At 50.3% G+C, this 15,601-nt stretch carries 17 protein-coding genes and 1 pseudogene; 8 read left to right on the top strand and 10 right to left on the bottom strand.

The window, feature by feature from the left end:
- The 10 genes and pseudogenes from MPL1_RS14440 to MPL1_RS05245 form a co-directional block, all read right to left on the bottom strand.
- Positions 1-235: pseudogene (locus MPL1_RS14440) on the bottom strand (YbeD family protein); the annotation flags it as partial.
- On the bottom strand, positions 228-1,079 hold the full coding sequence (locus tag MPL1_RS05285; protein WP_009726091.1) for a D-amino acid aminotransferase: 852 nt from the start codon (positions 1,077-1,079) through the stop codon (positions 228-230). The pseudogene MPL1_RS14440 and the gene MPL1_RS05285, both read right to left, overlap by 8 nt.
- Positions 1,080-1,082: 3 nt before the next feature.
- Complete coding sequence (locus MPL1_RS05280) at positions 1,083-2,234, bottom strand: D-alanyl-D-alanine carboxypeptidase family protein (RefSeq protein WP_009726090.1); 1,152 nt, start codon at positions 2,232-2,234, stop codon at positions 1,083-1,085.
- A 25-nt stretch (positions 2,235-2,259) separates the two neighbouring features.
- A complete protein-coding gene (locus tag MPL1_RS05275) occupies positions 2,260-3,123 on the bottom strand; it encodes a septal ring lytic transglycosylase RlpA family protein (protein ID WP_009726089.1) in 864 nt (287 codons plus the stop codon).
- 3 nt (positions 3,124-3,126) lie between these two features.
- Complete coding sequence (gene mltB, locus MPL1_RS05270; RefSeq protein ID WP_009726088.1) at positions 3,127-4,104, bottom strand: lytic murein transglycosylase B; 978 nt, start codon at positions 4,102-4,104, stop codon at positions 3,127-3,129.
- Entirely contained in the window at positions 4,101-5,228 is a 1,128-nt protein-coding gene (rodA, locus tag MPL1_RS05265) for a rod shape-determining protein RodA (protein WP_009726087.1), read from the bottom strand. Before rodA ends, mltB begins: the two co-directional genes overlap by 4 nt.
- The gene (gene mrdA, locus MPL1_RS05260) at positions 5,212-7,092 is read right to left on the bottom strand and encodes a penicillin-binding protein 2 (protein WP_009726086.1); all 1,881 of its coding nucleotides are present in this window, start codon (positions 7,090-7,092) and stop codon (positions 5,212-5,214) included. The genes rodA and mrdA overlap by 17 nt, the downstream gene beginning before the upstream one ends.
- 7 nt (positions 7,093-7,099) lie before the next feature.
- Entirely contained in the window at positions 7,100-7,579 is a 480-nt protein-coding gene (mreD, locus tag MPL1_RS05255) for a rod shape-determining protein MreD (protein ID WP_009726085.1), read from the bottom strand.
- Positions 7,579-8,484: a rod shape-determining protein MreC gene (gene mreC / locus MPL1_RS05250; protein ID WP_268743753.1), complete on the bottom strand. Its 906-nt coding sequence runs from the start codon at positions 8,482-8,484 to the stop codon at positions 7,579-7,581. The genes mreD and mreC overlap by 1 nt, the downstream gene beginning before the upstream one ends.
- 124 nt (positions 8,485-8,608) lie before the next feature.
- Positions 8,609-9,655, bottom strand: a complete 1,047-nt coding sequence (locus tag MPL1_RS05245; protein WP_009726083.1) for a rod shape-determining protein — start codon at positions 9,653-9,655, stop codon at positions 8,609-8,611.
- A gap of 133 nt (positions 9,656-9,788) precedes the next feature.
- Between MPL1_RS05245 and gatC the strand changes: the two genes are divergently transcribed.
- From gatC to MPL1_RS14085, 8 genes are all read left to right on the top strand, one after another.
- The gene (gene gatC / locus MPL1_RS05240; protein WP_009726082.1) at positions 9,789-10,076 is read left to right on the top strand and encodes an Asp-tRNA(Asn)/Glu-tRNA(Gln) amidotransferase subunit GatC; all 288 of its coding nucleotides are present in this window, start codon (positions 9,789-9,791) and stop codon (positions 10,074-10,076) included.
- Positions 10,077-10,090: 14 nt separating this feature from the next.
- Positions 10,091-11,545: an Asp-tRNA(Asn)/Glu-tRNA(Gln) amidotransferase subunit GatA gene (gene gatA, locus MPL1_RS05235; RefSeq protein ID WP_009726081.1), complete on the top strand. Its 1,455-nt coding sequence runs from the start codon at positions 10,091-10,093 to the stop codon at positions 11,543-11,545.
- Positions 11,546-11,865: 320 nt separating this feature from the next.
- Positions 11,866-13,497 (top strand): acetolactate synthase large subunit, encoded by a 1,632-nt coding sequence (locus tag MPL1_RS05230; RefSeq protein ID WP_009726080.1) that lies wholly within the window; start codon positions 11,866-11,868, stop codon positions 13,495-13,497.
- Positions 13,498-13,504: 7 nt separating this feature from the next.
- Entirely contained in the window at positions 13,505-14,014 is a 510-nt protein-coding gene (locus MPL1_RS05225) for a peroxiredoxin family protein (protein ID WP_009726079.1), read from the top strand.
- A gap of 121 nt (positions 14,015-14,135) precedes the next feature.
- The gene (gene rpmB, locus MPL1_RS05220) at positions 14,136-14,372 is read left to right on the top strand and encodes a 50S ribosomal protein L28 (protein WP_009726078.1); all 237 of its coding nucleotides are present in this window, start codon (positions 14,136-14,138) and stop codon (positions 14,370-14,372) included.
- Between the two features lie 11 nt (positions 14,373-14,383).
- Positions 14,384-14,539 (top strand): 50S ribosomal protein L33, encoded by a 156-nt coding sequence (gene rpmG, locus MPL1_RS05215; RefSeq protein WP_009726077.1) that lies wholly within the window; start codon positions 14,384-14,386, stop codon positions 14,537-14,539.
- 119 nt (positions 14,540-14,658) lie between these two features.
- Positions 14,659-15,336 (top strand): EAL and HDOD domain-containing protein, encoded by a 678-nt coding sequence (locus MPL1_RS05210; RefSeq protein WP_051057006.1) that lies wholly within the window; start codon positions 14,659-14,661, stop codon positions 15,334-15,336.
- Positions 15,281-15,601, top strand: a 321-nt coding sequence (locus tag MPL1_RS14085) for an HDOD domain-containing protein (RefSeq protein ID WP_235045538.1), incomplete at its 3' end; no start/stop codon positions are given. The genes MPL1_RS05210 and MPL1_RS14085, both read left to right, overlap by 56 nt.

Genomic DNA, 15,601 nt, shown 5'->3' with positions numbered 1-15,601 from the left:
TCCTGATAAATCGCATCAAGCTGTGCCTTGCTGGTGGCCTGAATCAGCACCGTGACTGAAGTATATTTACCACCTGAGCTTTGTTTGCTGCTGACCGCAGCTCKGGCAGTTCGCTTACATGTCTGCGGACAATTTCAACCACCAGTGCATCGAAGTTATCACTGCTGATGCCCATCGCCTTGATGGGGAATTCGCAGGGAAACTCAAGCAGTGTTTCTTGTGTGCTGTCAGCCAAGATTCTGCTCCTGCTTCAAATGCTGATACAGCGTAATCAAGCGTTGCCAGACCGGACCTGGTTGCCCGTTTCCGACCGGATGATCATCCAGCAGAGTGACAGGTAACATTTCTCGGGTTGAACTTGAAATCCAGATCTCGTCAGCATCATGTAATTCGGCTTCAGTGATCATCTGTTGATGCAGTTCGATGCCTGCCTGTTCTGCAAGGCGTAATACAACATCACGGGTGATACCGGGCAATACCTCTGCATTTTTTTCAGGGGTGTAGATAACGCCATTCTTGACGATGTAGGCATTGCTGGCCGCGCCCTCGGTCAGATGTCCGTCTTTTATCAATAGGGCTTCCTGTGCACCCTGCTCATGTGCCTGCTGTTTAAGCAGACTGTTGGCAAGCAGGGTAATTGCTTTGATGTCACATCGTTGCCAACGAATATCCGGCAAGGTAATACACTTGATGCCCTGTGCTTTGAACGCATCAGGAATGGGCTGCATCGGGTTGCTCATGACAAATACCGAAGGCGTCGCATTGGCCGGAAAAAGATGATCCCTGGGTGCCACGCCACGCGTGACCTGCAGATATACCGCCTGATCACCCCCACCATTTCGGTCAATCAGTGTCTGAATCATTTCAGACCACTCAACATCTGTCAGTGGGTTGTTGATGCGCACGCCATCAAGACTGCGTTGCAACCGGGCAAGATGGCCTTCCAGCTCAAAACAGTGCCCTTGATAGACAGGGATGACCTCATAGACGCCATCACCGAACAAAAAGCCTCGGTCGAATACGGATACTTTGGCTTGTTCAGCGGGCAGGTACTCGCCATTTAGATAGACTGTTGCCACTCATCAGCCCCAAATCAGCATCAATAAGGCATCCACCAGACGACGCCACAGACTGCCTGCGGGGACATCCTGCATGGCCACCAGGGTCTGAGTGGCAATCACTTCGTTATTCAGCCGAATTTCAACTTCACCAAGTGGACTACCGGCCGTGATAGGAGCCACGATGGGTGTGGTCAAATGACTGGTCGCTACCAGATTTTCATATCTGCCGCGCGGTACCAGCACGTTCAAAGGTTGTTGCACGCCAATGGCCAGTTCTTTTTCGCTACCTTTCCAGACACGGTTTTGCGTCACCACATGGCCTGCTGGATATAACTGATGTGATTCAAAGAAACGGAAGCCATAGTTGAGTAATTTGGAGGTTTCCTGTGCACGGACATTTTCACTGCGCGTACCCAATACTACCGAGATAAGGCGCATATCACCGCGTTTGGCTGAGGCAGCCAGGCAGTAGCCTGCAGCTTCGGTATGTCCGGTTTTTAAACCATCGACAGTTTCATCTCTCCACAGCAAGCGATTACGGTTGTGCTGGGTGATGTTGTTATAGGTGTATTCCTTTTCAGAGTACCAGCGGTAATACTCAGGGAAATTGCGAATCATCGCCGCAGCAAGCGTCGCGATATCACGTGAAGTGGTATACAGCTCCGGATCAGGTAAACCCGTAGAGTTGGTGTAGTTAGTGTTATACATGCCGAGCTTTTGAGCATATTGATTCATCATCTGCGCAAACACTTCTTCACTGCCAGCGACATGTTCAGCCAGTGCGACAGCAGCATCGTTGCCCGATTGGACTATCATGCCACGCAACAAAGCTTCCACCGGTACTCGCGTGTTCACTTCAATAAAGCTGCGAGAACCAACCATACGCCAGGCCCGCTCGCTGATCAGCACTTCATCCTCAAGTTTGACATTGCCTGATGCAAGCTCGTTAAACAGTACGTATGAGGTCATCAGTTTAGTGATACTGGCAGGTGGCAGACGCTCATCAGGATTACCTTCTGCGACCACGATGCCACTATCAAAATCAACCAAAATGTAAGATGAAGCAGCAATTTGCGGGGCAGCAGGGTTGGGCGCAACGGGCGCTCCTGCAAAACTGGCTGACAAGGGCAATATGACCATTGCAAACAGTAGTGTCTGGATCTTTTTAATCATCTGACTCTCTCGAAAAAAACAAATATTATTCAACGACAACCTGGGTCTCTGCAAAACCCATACGGCTCAACCTGTCTGCCAAAGCATCGCTTTGTTCAACATTGGCTAATGGGCCGATTCTGACCCGATATACATCGCCCTGCGGGCGAGATACCGGCTGGATTCTGACGCTGTCAGAGATCTGTTGCTCCAATGTGGTTTTCACTTCCTGGGCGCGACTCATGGTGCTAAAAGCGCCCACCTGAAGATAGACTCCCGCGTCCATAGGAGATGTTTGAGCGACTTTTTGAGGCTGTGGCTGTGCCTGAGTTTGTGTTTGTGTTTCGGTTGGCTGACGCGGTGTTGATGGGCTGGCACCACCCGGTGTAATGGCACGTACCTCGACCATGCCAGTGCCCCGCTCCTTAATACCAAGTTTGACAGCAGCCGTGTATGACAAGTCGATAATTCGATCACCTACAAACGGCCCACGATCATTGATTCTGACAATCACCTTGCGGCCATTTTCCAGATTGGTGACTTCTGCATATGTCGGCAATGGCAATGTCTTGTGCGCCGCGGTCATTGCGTACATATCGTAGGGCTCACCACTTGATGTGCGCCGACCATGGAATTTTGTGCCATACCACGAGGCAACCCCCCGCTCCTTGTAACCTTCGGCTGAGGCTTTGGTGTAGTAGGTTTTGCCGAACACCTCATAAGAGGGCATGTTGCCGTAGCGACTGAGCGGCTCCTGTTTCGGTACAGCATCCGGAATGCTGGCAATATCCGGCACTTGAGACGGCGGTGGTGCACTGTCCTGCGGCTCTCTTTGCGGTGTTCCGCTGCAGGCAAACAACGTCAGAGTTGCCAGTGCAATCAGATTCGCTCTCAGGAAATTCGCCTTCATGCGCTATTTCTCGTAGGCCTGACGAATTTCACCCGCCAGCTGGTACACCGCCATGGCGTACATACGACTGTGATTGTAGCGTGTGATGGCATAGAAGTTTTGTCTGCCCAGCCAATACTCTTCACCGTCTACCTGAGTCAACGAGAACAAGGTTAACTTGTCATCGCCGGGCGGTAAATCGGGCATATTAACATCCATGATGCGCAGCTCTTCACGACTGGTTGCGGGTTTGAGGCCACGATCAAGCAAAGTTTGAGGCACGTCACCCTCAAGCTCGGCCGGATGTACTACCGACTCTCCACGCACCCAGCCATGTACTTTCAGATAATTGGCAATACTGCCGATAGCATCTACCGGGTTGGTCCAGATATTGCGCTTGCCATCGTTATTAAAATCCACTGCATAGGCACGGTAGCTGCTTGGCATAAACTGGCCTAGTCCCATGGCTCCGGCGTATGAACCCACAGGGTCCAACCTGGACATTTGTTCCTCTTGTGTCAGCACCAGAAAGTGTTTCAGTTCGGAACGGAAGAAAGGGCTTCTTGGTGGATAACGAAATGCCAGTGTCGACAGTGCATCAATCACTCGAAAACTGCCCATATTGCCACCGTAGTTGGTTTCTACACCGAGGATGGCGACGATAATTTCTGCTGGGACACCGTATTGCTGTTCAGCCTGTGCAAGCGTCTCTGCGTTATTTTTCCAGAAATTCACCCCGCCTTTGATGCGCGCTGGCGTGATGAAAATATTTCGATACTCATGCCATGGTCGAACCCGTTCAGCCGGTCGGGCGATGGCGTTGAGAATACTCTCCTTGACTTCAACCTGAGCAAACAGGTCGATCAGCTCATCCCGATCAAAGCCGAATTCGTCAACAACTTCGTCGATGAATTGCTCAAGTTCAGGTAACTCGGGATTCAATTGGGCGGCTGCAGGTAGTGCAAACATCAGTGCTGAAAGCGCTATCAGGAGTTGTTTCACGGTGACATCATCCTTCGGTGAGTGTGAACAGACATCAGGATACCGAAGCCAGCCAATAAGGTCACCATTGAGGTGCCACCATAACTGATCAACGGAAGCGGAACGCCGACCACAGGCAGTAATCCTGTGACCATCCCGACATTAACAAAAACATAGACCAAAAAAGTCAGCGCAATACTGCCTGCCAGCAAACGGGCAAAAGTTGTTTGTGCCTGACCGGCGATATACAGGCCTCTGGCGGTGATCAGCAGATACAGCGCCAGCAGCATCCCGACACCTAACAGACCAAATTCTTCGGCAATCACGGCGAAAATAAAATCGGTTGATCGCTCTGGTAGAAATTCCAGATGTGATTGTGTGCCCTGTAGCCAGCCCCGGCCGGTCAAACCACCGCTGCCAATGGCAATTTTTGACTGAATAATGTGATAACCAGCACCCAGCGGATCTGACTCAGGATTCATGAAAGTCAGCACGCGGCGGCGCTGATAATCATGCATTAAATACCAAAGCACTGGTGCCGCGGCTGAGGCCAGCGCCAGAAATGAAATAATGATTTTCCATGAAATACCTGCGAGGAAAATCACTATCAGGCCGGATGTGGCAATCAACATGGCCGTACCCAGGTCAGGTTGTTTGGCAATCAGCAGCGTTGGAATTGCAATCATCACCAAAGCCACAAGCATTCTGAAAAAGCTCGGTGGCAGTGGTCTTTCAGCGATATAGGCGGCGACCAGAATTGGTACTGCCAGCTTCATGATCTCCGACGGTTGGAACCTGAAAAAACCAAGATCCAGCCAACGCTGAGCCCCTTTACCGACAATGCCAAAAATCAACACAGCAACTAACAGGGCCAAGCCCACCAGAAATACGCCAGGCGCCCAACTCCGCATCCGTTCCGGATTAATTTGTGCGATCGCCACCATGACCAGCAGAGCTGCGGCCATGCGAATCATCTGCCTGACCAGCAAACCGGTCTCCTGACCTCCGGCACTATAAAGCACCAACAGACTGACACCCATCAGAATCAACAGTCCTAATAACAAGGGACCATCAATGTGGATAGTACGCAACCAGCCACCAAAGCTGAGCGGTTGTCCTCGCCGTGATTCACTGCTCAATATCATCGACTTCTATCTCTGGTTCTTTTTGCAGTCCAAAATGCACATCAATCAGTTTTCGTGCGATGGGCGCCGCTACCGAGCTACCGCTCCCCCCATTTTCAACAATGATTGCAAGGGCGATTTCCGGATTATCTGCCGGGGCAAAGGCAACAAACAGCGCATGATCGTGCAATCGTCTATCCAGCGTTTCTGCATCATACTCTTCATCCTGCCCAAGACTGAATACCTGGGCTGTACCGGTTTTTCCGGCAATTTCAAAAGGTAGATCCACACCAATTTGCCGAGCAGTTCCCCGCTGCCCGTGAACAACTTCAATCATCGACTCAACCGTGGCTTCCCAATTCCGACTTGACACGACTGGCACTGGCTCCTCAGGTAATGCAGCTCTCAATTGCAGTCGGTCACTTCCGGGCATTCGGCTGGCGCGTAATACCTGGGGCGTCATCCCCATTCCACGCATCGCCAATATCGCAGTGGCATGTGCCAATTGGATCGGCGTCATTTGATTAAAACCTTGCCCGATACCAGAAATCAGTGTTTCTCCGGGATACCAGGGTTCATTGTGAAAGGCACGCTTCCACTCCCTTGATGGAGATAAACCTGTATTTTCTCCTGGGATATCGATACCGGTTCGTTGTCCAAAACGAAACAAGTCCAAAAATTGATGAAGACGGTCAATACCGAGATTATTCGACAAATCGTAGTAATAGACGTCGCAAGACTGTGCCATTGCACTGGAAAAATTCATTTGCCCGTGACCTTGATGCCGCCAGCAGCGATATCGGTGCGTGTGGCCTGGCAGCGAGTACCAACCAGGACAAAAGGTCCGACTCTGTTCGTTGACAACGCCCATTTCAAGACCCGCCAAGCCGACAAAAGGTTTGAGCGTTGATCCCGGTGGGTAACGACCTCTCAGTGCACGGTCGTATAAGGGCCGGTCATGAGAGTCACGCAGTTCAGCATAATCTCGGTTGCTGATCCCTGATATGAAAAGATTTGGATCAAAATCCGGCTTGCTGACCATGGCAAGAATGCCGCCATTACGAGGATCCAGCACCACAACCGAACCATTGTAGTCAGTTAAAGCTTCAGCCGCCGCTCGTTGCAAGTTGATATCCAGGTGCAAATAGAGATCCTGACCTGACTCGGCAGGCACACTCTGTAATTCCCGGACAATTCTTCCCTGCACGTTGGTTTCTACATGCCGATAGCCGACCGTGCCGTGCAGCAGGTCTTCATACTGCTTTTCTATGCCTGTCTTGCCGATATGCAGTGTGCCTTTGTAATTCTGCCGATTGATGATCTGCATCTCGCGTTCATTGATTCGACCCACATAGCCCACTGAATGTGCAAAAAGATGACCCTGCGGATAATGACGGATCAATCGTCCCACTACCTCAACGCCAGGCAGCCGATGTCGATGCACTGCAAATCGGGCAACTTCGTCCTCGGTGAGCCGTAAACGCAGCGTCACTTCCTCAAAGCGTCGATGTTGCCGAAGTCGTTCACGAAAACGACTGATATCTTCTTCCGTCAAATTCAACAATGTGGTCAGCAATGCCAGTGTGGCTTCCATATCGACCACTTTTTCCGGCACAACTTCCAGACTGAAAGTCGGTACATTTTCCGCAAGGATGACGCCATTGCGATCAAAAATCAGGCCTCGTTGCGGAGGTAGTGGCTCAATTGAGATCCGGTTACGATTGGAAAGTGCTTCGAAGTGCTCATGTTCATACACCTGCAAGATAACAAGGCGCACCATTACGGCACTGAACAACAAGGCTGAAAACACTCCGGCAAATATCAGTCTGCCATTGATAAGACGATATTCAGAGATATGATCTTTAAATGTTTGCCAAGGCGTCATGCCAGCTTCAGCTCACTTGAAACGCACGGCGGGTTTTACGCAAAAGCGCATAGACCAGTGGCCAGACAACTGTACTGGTCACCGCGGGCATCCAGACTTTCCACTGATGTGTCATCGATGATGCCAACAGTAAAATCAACTGCACGATCAATACCAGAGACAAAATCGTTAGGGCTTGTTGCCAAAGTGGATATTGTCTGAGCTGCAAATGAAAACGGGCGACTAGAAACACAACCAGCGCATAGGCAAAAGCATGCACACCCAGCGTTGTGCCACTTAGCGCATCCATCAAAATGCCAACAAACCAGGCAACACCAATACTGACTCTCTGGGGCAAGGCCATAGCCCAGTAAATCAGAAACATCCCCAACCACTCGGGCCGAGCAAATCGCAATGTTTCAGGCAATGGAATAATCATCAAAATCAGTGCCAGCAGCAAGCTGAACCAGATGACACTGACATTTCTTCCCGGAGCTGTTGTTGCCATTACTGAGCGCCTCCGGCTTCGATCTCTTCGATACCGAGAAACTCAGGCAATTCGACTAAAGGTTCAGGCAAGTCAAACTCGATTCTTTCACCCGGCAATACCAGCATGACCTCACGACTGGTGCCCAGATTGGCTGCCGGGCTGATAGCAATTTCAGCAAAGGGTTTACCCGCAGGAAACCGAACTTCTCTGACAACACCCACTGGATATCCGGTCGGAAACACACCGCCCAGACCTGATGTCACCACCAAATCACCGACTCTGACATCCGCGTTATGTGGCATATAGTCCATTTTTAACTGCTCGCTCGGCCCTCTGCCAAAGACAACCCCTCGCAATCCGTTACGGTTTATTTGAACAGGAATACTGTGATTAGGATCGGTTAACAGGACAACTCGACTGGAAAAGAGACTGACTTCAGATACCTGCCCCATTACACCATGTGCATCGAGTACCGGCTGACCGACATAGACACCAAAGCGCTGGCCCTTATCCAGAATAACTTGCTGTGAGAATGGATCAGAATCTACCGCTAACAGCTCTGCAACCTGTATTCGTTCCTGCAGCCGGAATGATGAACCCAGCAATTCCCGCAGTCGCAGATTTTCCCGTTCAAGTGCCTGCAAGCGCTGTAATCTGACACTCATCAGCTGCTGACTGGCTTCGAGCACCGTAATGCGTTCCTGCAGCTGCTCACGATCCTGAAAAAAAGTCGACAGCCATGTCGCAAAATCGGCCGGTAATGTTGCGGTGACCTGAACCGGATAGACCACTGAGGAAAGCACGCTTCTGACCTGACCAAAGTAATCAAGCCGATCATCCATAATGTAAAGCGTCAAGGAAGCAACGACCGCAAAAAACATGCGGGTGCTGAGTGATGGCGTTTGGGCAAATAACGGTTTAATGGCTCTGTTCCACGAAAAAAACTGCCCAGACTGTGAGCAGGGCCGGCTTAACTTTCATTGCCATCAGCACTTAACTGTTCCGGAATAAACAGATGCTGATGATGGGACCCCCCCGGTAAGCTTTTTACTCGAAAGTGAAAACTTCCGTGCCACGTTCGTCAATCAACTCAAGTGCCCGGCCACCACCGCGCGCAACACATGTGAGTGGATCTTCAGCAACAATCGCCGGCAGACCGGTTTCTTCCATCAGCAAACGATCAAGATCGCGCAGCAAAGCACCACCACCGGTCAGCACAATGCCTCGCTCGGCGACATCGGCACCCAATTCAGGTGGCGTTTGCTCCAATGCAGTTTTCACGGCGGCGACGATACCAGACAGCGGATCCTGTAAGGCTTCGAGGATTTCATTGCTGTTAAGTGTAAAGCTGCGTGGAATACCTTCAGCCAGATTACGACCACGGACTTCCATTTCACGAACTTCGTTACCGGGATAAGCTGAACCGATTTCTTTTTTGATTTTTTCTGCTGTGGCTTCACCAATCAGCGTGCCATAGTTGCGGCGAACGTAGTTGACGATTGCTTCGTCGAACAAATCACCACCGATACGAACTGAAGATGAGTAGACAATACCATTGAGCGAAATAATCGCGACTTCGGTGGTACCACCACCAATATCCAACACCATTGAGCCGCTGGCTTCGTCTACAGGCATACCTGCGCCAATCGCTGCGGCCATGGGTTCTTCAATTAGGAATACATCCCGTGCACCGGCACCGGCAGCTGACTCTCGAATAGCACGGCGTTCGACTTGAGTAGAACCACAAGGTACGCACACCAAAACGCGCGGACTTGGTTTGAGGAAACGACCTTCGTGAACCTTGCGGATGAAGTGTTGCAGCATTTTTTCGGTGACCGTGAAGTCCGCAATGACGCCGTCTTTCATGGGTCTGATTGCCGTGATGTTGCCAGGCGTTCTGCCCAGCATGCGTTTTGCCTCAACGCCTACCGCAGCAATTGAGCGTGGACCACCTGGACCTTTGTCCTGGCGTATCGCCACCACCGAGGGCTCATCCAGCACAATGCCCCGGCCTCGTACGTATATCAGCGTGTTCGCTGTACCCAGGTCAATGGACAAGTCATTGGAAAAGATGCCACGTAAGCGTTCGAACATTGAGGAGACCACACACGAATAGGGGTAAAATGCGTACTTTAGCAATGCTCTGGTCTGTTGGGCAAGCGACGAATGATTTAAACTGCAGACTTTTGCACAGAATGATTTACCAACATCATCTCCGGGACTATCAATGAGTTTAGATAAAAGCGATGTAGAGAAAATTGCTCACCTTGCACGGTTGACTATCGATGAGGCTGACGTGGCTGACTATGCGCGTGATCTCAACAACATTCTTAATCTGGTCGAACAGATGAGCGCGGCTGATACCGCTGAGGTCAGCCCGATGGCACACCCTCTGGACGCTCATCAGCGCCTGCGCCCTGACGTCGTCACTGAGCAAGACCAGCGAGAACTGTTCCAATCCATCGCACCTGAAACAGAAGCTGGTGTTTATCTGGTTCCCAAAGTCATTGAATAACTACAGGCCCCGACATGCATAACAAGACGCTTTCCGAACTATCTGAAATGTTACACAAAGGCGAGATCACCAGTGTTGAGCTGACTCGTCACTTTCTGGATCGTATCAAAACCCACAACACCGAACTGAATGCCTTCATCAGTGTTTGTGAAGAGAGTGCACTGGCACAAGCCGCTGCTGCTGATGAACAACTGAAAAACAAAACCGCCGGCAAATTAACCGGTATTCCGATGGCGCACAAAGACATCTTTTGCACCAAGGGCGTCCGCACCAGCTGCGCTTCAAAGATGCTTGATAGTTTTGTTGCGCCTTACGATGCCACTGTGGTCGAAAAAATCGCCGCCAGCGGAATGGTGATGCTGGGAAAAACCAATATGGACGAGTTTGCTATGGGCTCATCCAACGAGACCAGTTACTACGGTCCGGTGAAAAACCCCTGGGATACCGATCGCGTTCCCGGTGGTTCATCAGGAGGTTCTGCAGCCGCTGTTGCCGCACGTCTGGCGCCAATTGCGACGGGTACTGATACCGGGGGCTCTATTCGCCAGCCTTCATCACTGTGTAACTTGACCGGTTTGAAACCAACCTACGGTCGAATCTCCCGCTACGGCATGATTGCCTTTGCCTCAAGTCTTGATCAGGCAGGCCCTATGGCGGCAAATGCCGAGGATGCCGCCCTGCTGATGAATGCCATGTCCGGGTTTGATGAGCGTGACTCGACCAGTGTCGAGCGTGAAGTGCCAGACTACACTGCCACGCTGAATGATTCTTTGGAAGGTTTGCGTATTGGCTTGCCAAAAGAATATTTTGGCGAAGGCTTAGATCCACAGGTTGCCGCCACCATCGAAACAGCCATCAAAGAGTTCGAAAAACTTGGCGCGACCATCAAGGAAATCAGCCTGCCCAATACTCATTTGGCGGTTCCGACCTACTACGTAGTGGCACCCGCGGAGTGTTCATCAAACCTGTCTCGTATGGATGGCGTTCGCTTCGGTCATCGCGCTGAAAATCCGAAAGATCTGCAGGACCTCTATCAGCGTTCACGTTCTGAAGGTTTTGGCGCTGAAGTCAAACGTCGCATCATGATTGGCACTTATGTATTGTCCGCTGGATACTACGACGCCTACTACCTGAAAGCACAACAATGTCGCCGCCTGATTAGTGATGAATTCCAGCAAGCGTTTAACGAAGTGGATGTCATTATGGGGCCAACAGCGCCAACCACAGCATTCAAACTGGGCGAGAAAACCAATGATCCGGTTGCCATGTACCTTGCTGACATTTACACCATCAGCACCAATCTGGCTGGCTTGCCGGGCATGTCGATTCCGGCGGGTTTTGCCGAAGGGCTGCCGACTGGTTTGCAAATCATCGGCAATTACTTTGACGAAGGCCGTCTGCTCAATATTGCCCATCGCTACCAACAGGTCACCGACTGGCACAAACAAGTACCAAAAGCGTTTGCCTGATTCACTCAAAGGGGCTTCGGCCCCTTTTTTATTTTCACACTTAGTAAATCCGCAGATTACGCAGATACCACAGATTAAACACCCGGCCCTGCGAACCAGGAGTCCTGTTAATACAAAAACTCAGCTTGTGTAAACGAAATATCGCATGCTGAAAAATGAATATTCACCATGTGACATTGCATGAACCCGGCTAATTATCTGCGTTCATCTGCGTAATCTGCGGATAACTACAAAAATGCCTAGCTTGACCAACAACATCCACCAGCATGGCAATCTGCTATGCTTTCGGTCAGATTTTTACATCCTGAGGAAGCACCTGCATGAAAGCCGCAGAACTGTTCGTCAAAGCGCTGGAAAACGAAGGGGTTGAGTATATTTTTGGTATTCCGGGCGAGGAAAACCTCGATGTCATGGATGCCCTGCTCGACTCGCGTATTCGTTTTATCACCACTCGCCATGAACAGGGAGCCGCCTTCATGGCCGATGTCTATGGTCGTTTGACCGGACGTGCCGGTGTTTGCATGGCGACACTTGGACCCGGTGCAACCAACCTGATCACCGGCGTTGCTGATGCCAATATGGATCATGCGCCACTGGTGGCAATTGCCGGGCAGGCCTCCACTCGGCGTCTGCACAAGGAATCACATCAGGTGCTTGATTTGGAGGCGATGTTTTTGCCCATTACCAAGTACTCCACTCGTATTGTCAGTCCGGAAGTCATCCCGGAGATCATCCGCAAAGCCTTCAAGGTCGCACAAACAGAAAAAACCGGCGCCTGCTTTATTGAGTTTCCGGAAAACATTGCTGAAATGTCAGTGGATGACACGCCACTCAGAGTCAAAAATGCCACCTCGCCCGAGCCGGCCAGTGAACATATCGAACGCGCTGCTGAGCTGATATCCAATGCCAAAAACCCGATTATCCTGGCCGGTAATGGCGTGGTTCGTTCAGCAGCCGCAGAAGCGCTGGCAGCTTTTGCCGAAAACCTGAATATACCTGTTGCCAATACTTTTATGGCCAAAGGCGTCATTCCGTTTCGTCATCCCATGGCGCTGGGCAGTGTCGGTTTACAATCCAATGATTACGTCAACACTGGTTTTGCCAATGCCGATGTGATCATCTGCATTGGTTACGACATGGTGGAATATCACCCCTACCTGTGGCATCCCTCAAGGGACCGCACACTGATTCATATCGACACCACACATGCTGAGGTCGACGCCTATTACAGTGTTCTGGTGGCCGTGGTTGGCAATATCAACCACAGCCTCAATCGCATTGCGGCTCTGGCTTCACCACACCAGGGCAGAGCTTTGAGAACGCTGCGTAACAGCCTGATTGAGGATATGAACCAGCACAAGGAAGATGTCGAATTTCCGGTCAAGCCTCAAAAAATCATCTGGGATTTACGCACAGCCATGGATCTTGAGGACATCGTGATCTGTGACGTGGGCGCCCACAAAATGTGGATGTCGAGGATGTTCCGCTGTGAATATCCCAATACCTGTATCATATCGAACGGTTTTGCCAGCATGGGAATTGCCGTACCAGGAGCTATTGCCGCAAAATTGGCACATCCAGAGCGCAGAGTCGTCGCTGTCACGGGTGATGCCGGATTTCTGATGAATTCTCAGGAAATCGAAACCGCGATGCGCCTCAAGGTAGCTATCGTCATTTTGATATGGAACGACGCCAGTTATGGACTTATCGAATGGAAGCAGCAAAACCAGTTTGGACGCAAAAGTCATGTTGACTTTACTAACCCTGATTTTGTCCAATACGCAAAATCTTTTGGCGCAGAAGGTGTCAGAATTGAGCATACCGAGCAGTTGATGCCCGCCTTGAAAGCGGCACTGGATCGCAACACAGTCACCGTGATCGATTGCCCGGTGGATTACCGTGAAAATCTCAAACTGACTGCCAAACTCGGTCAGCTCACTAACCCGGATTGAGGTCATAATGAAATCAACAAGTCGCCTGCTAACCTACACTGTCAGCATCGCATTAGTGCTGTTTCTGGTGTTTTGGTTCAGAGACGGCCAAGGCCCCAAAATGCCTGATATCAGCTTCACTGACATCGATGGGCAGACACACCAGTTAGCGGACTACCTCGGTCAGCCGGTTCTGATGATTTTCTGGGCCACGGATTGTCCGGGCTGCATCCAGGAAATCCCTGATTTGCAAAAACTTTATGCGGATTATGTTCCACAAGGATTGAGCATGTTGAGCATTGCTTTGCCACATGACACACCGGAACATCTCAAGGCCATGCGAGCCGAAAGATCGCTGCCCTACGCGATTGTCTGGGATCAAGACGGCAGCATTGGTCGGGCTTTTGATAATGTCCGGGTCACGCCGACGCATTTTCTGATCGCGCCTAACGGCGAAATTGTTATGCGCAAAATTGGTGTGCTGGATCGCCAGGTGATCGAAAACAGATTAAACAGAATGGGACTTCAACCCGCTTGAGGTGAAATCCCCCTACCCATCGACAAGCGAGTATGGTATAAAGTCCTGCTTTGTCGTTTCAGTCGGGCGCGTTGACCACGCTGCCTGGAGTAAAAAGAGTTCATCAGGAGCAGGTTCTACAATGGCCAGAGTATGTCAGGTAACGGGCAAACGCCCTATGAGCGGTAACAATGTTTCTCACGCTCATAACAAAACAAAACGTCGCTTCCTCCCAAATCTTCACTCGCATCGCTTTTGGGTCGAGTCTGAAAACCGCTGGGTTAAACTGCGTGTCAGCAACCACGGTCTGCGCATCATTGACAAGCGCGGTATTGATGCCGTGTTGACTGATCTGCGTGCCCGCGGCGAAAAAATCTGAGGAGTTGAATCATGCGCGATAAAATCAAATTAGTTTCATCAGCCGGTACAGGTCACTACTACACCACTGATAAAAACAAACGCACCATGCCAGAGAAAATGGAAATCAAAAAATTTGATCCCGTTGTTCGTAAGCATGTGATGTACAAAGAAGCAAAAATCAAGTAACACATCGTTACCGATATGCTCACTAAAAACCCATCTCAGGATGGGTTTTTTTGTTTGTGCCAGGTAGATTTAGTCTATTATTGTGCACAACGAAGCAAGCCTTCTAATTTGAGTCAGTTATGTTTAGCGAACCACCCAAGGTCATCATCGGCAGACAGGCAATTTTTGATCGCGATATGAATGTGTTTGCCTATGAGCTGTTGTTTCGCTCAGACAGTAGCGCAAATGTTGCCAGCTTCACAGCGGATCAGGCCGACATGGCCACCAGTCGGGTCATCAATCACGCATTTATGGAAATCGGCATCGAACGAGTGCTGGGTGAACATATTGGATTTATTAATCTGACTCGCACATTTTTGCTCAGCGATGATCCGCTGCCATTCACCCAGGAAAAAATTGTGCTTGAGGTGCTCGAGGATATCGAGCTTGATGACAGTCTGCTTGGCGCTGTACAAAATCTTGTCAAACAAGGCTACACACTGGCGTTAGATGATTTTGTGTTGAATGAACATTTAAAACCACTGGTTCAACTGGCCAAGATCATCAAAGTCGATGTACTGAATGTTTCTGAGGCAGAACTACGCGCCCATGTGAATGAGCTAAAACTGTTTCCGGTGCGTTTACTTGCCGAAAAGATAGAAACCCGTGAAATGTTCACGCTTTGCAAAGAACTTGGCTTCGAGCTGTTCCAGGGCTATTACTTCAGCCGGCCCAATATCATCGAAGACAAGCCTGTTCCTGGTGATCACAAAAAAACTGTTTCAAATCATAGAAAAGCTGCAAGATCAGGATGTTGAGTTTCGCGAAGTTGAAGCCCTGATTATTCAGGATGTCACACTCAGTTATAAACTGCTGAGACTACTCAACTCAGCCGCCATGGGATTGCGACGTAAAGTTGAATCCATTCAACAGGCCCTGGTGATTCTTGGCTTGGGCGCGATTCGAACCTGGACAACGCTGATTGCAATGAATGCCATCGAATCTGTCCCTCCTGAATTAATGATGAACGCGCTGATACGCGCCAAGATGTGTGAAAAACTGGCTTCTGAGTATGGCTCTGAA

The sequence above is a fragment of the Methylophaga lonarensis MPL genome (genome assembly GCF_000349205.1).
Taxonomy (GTDB): Bacteria; Pseudomonadota; Gammaproteobacteria; order Nitrosococcales; family Methylophagaceae; genus Methylophaga; species Methylophaga lonarensis.
Note: the sequence above shows the minus strand (reverse complement) of the source record. Positions and strands in the feature narration are given on the sequence as shown.

What these genes read in the sequence shown, in the direction of transcription:
- MPL1_RS05280 (WP_009726090.1), bottom strand. Translation starts at nt 2,234, where the DNA reads ATGATTAAAAAGATCCAGACACTACTGTTTGCAATGGTCATATTGCCC.
- MPL1_RS05275 (WP_009726089.1), bottom strand. Translation starts at nt 3,123, where the DNA reads ATGAAGGCGAATTTCCTGAGAGCGAATCTGATTGCACTGGCAACTCTG.
- rodA (WP_009726087.1), bottom strand. Translation starts at nt 5,228, where the DNA reads ATGATATTGAGCAGTGAATCACGGCGAGGACAACCGCTCAGCTTTGGT.
- mrdA (WP_009726086.1), bottom strand. Translation starts at nt 7,092, where the DNA reads ATGACGCCTTGGCAAACATTTAAAGATCATATCTCTGAATATCGTCTT.
- mreD (WP_009726085.1), bottom strand. Translation starts at nt 7,579, where the DNA reads ATGGCAACAACAGCTCCGGGAAGAAATGTCAGTGTCATCTGGTTCAGC.
- MPL1_RS05245 (WP_009726083.1), bottom strand. Translation starts at nt 9,655, where the DNA reads ATGTTCGAACGCTTACGTGGCATCTTTTCCAATGACTTGTCCATTGAC.
- gatC (WP_009726082.1), top strand. Translation starts at nt 9,789, where the DNA reads ATGAGTTTAGATAAAAGCGATGTAGAGAAAATTGCTCACCTTGCACGG.
- gatA (WP_009726081.1), top strand. Translation starts at nt 10,091, where the DNA reads ATGCATAACAAGACGCTTTCCGAACTATCTGAAATGTTACACAAAGGC.
- MPL1_RS05230 (WP_009726080.1), top strand. Translation starts at nt 11,866, where the DNA reads ATGAAAGCCGCAGAACTGTTCGTCAAAGCGCTGGAAAACGAAGGGGTT.
- MPL1_RS05225 (WP_009726079.1), top strand. Translation starts at nt 13,505, where the DNA reads ATGAAATCAACAAGTCGCCTGCTAACCTACACTGTCAGCATCGCATTA.
- rpmB (WP_009726078.1), top strand. Translation starts at nt 14,136, where the DNA reads ATGGCCAGAGTATGTCAGGTAACGGGCAAACGCCCTATGAGCGGTAAC.
- rpmG (WP_009726077.1), top strand. Translation starts at nt 14,384, where the DNA reads ATGCGCGATAAAATCAAATTAGTTTCATCAGCCGGTACAGGTCACTAC.
- MPL1_RS05210 (WP_051057006.1), top strand. Translation starts at nt 14,659, where the DNA reads ATGTTTAGCGAACCACCCAAGGTCATCATCGGCAGACAGGCAATTTTT.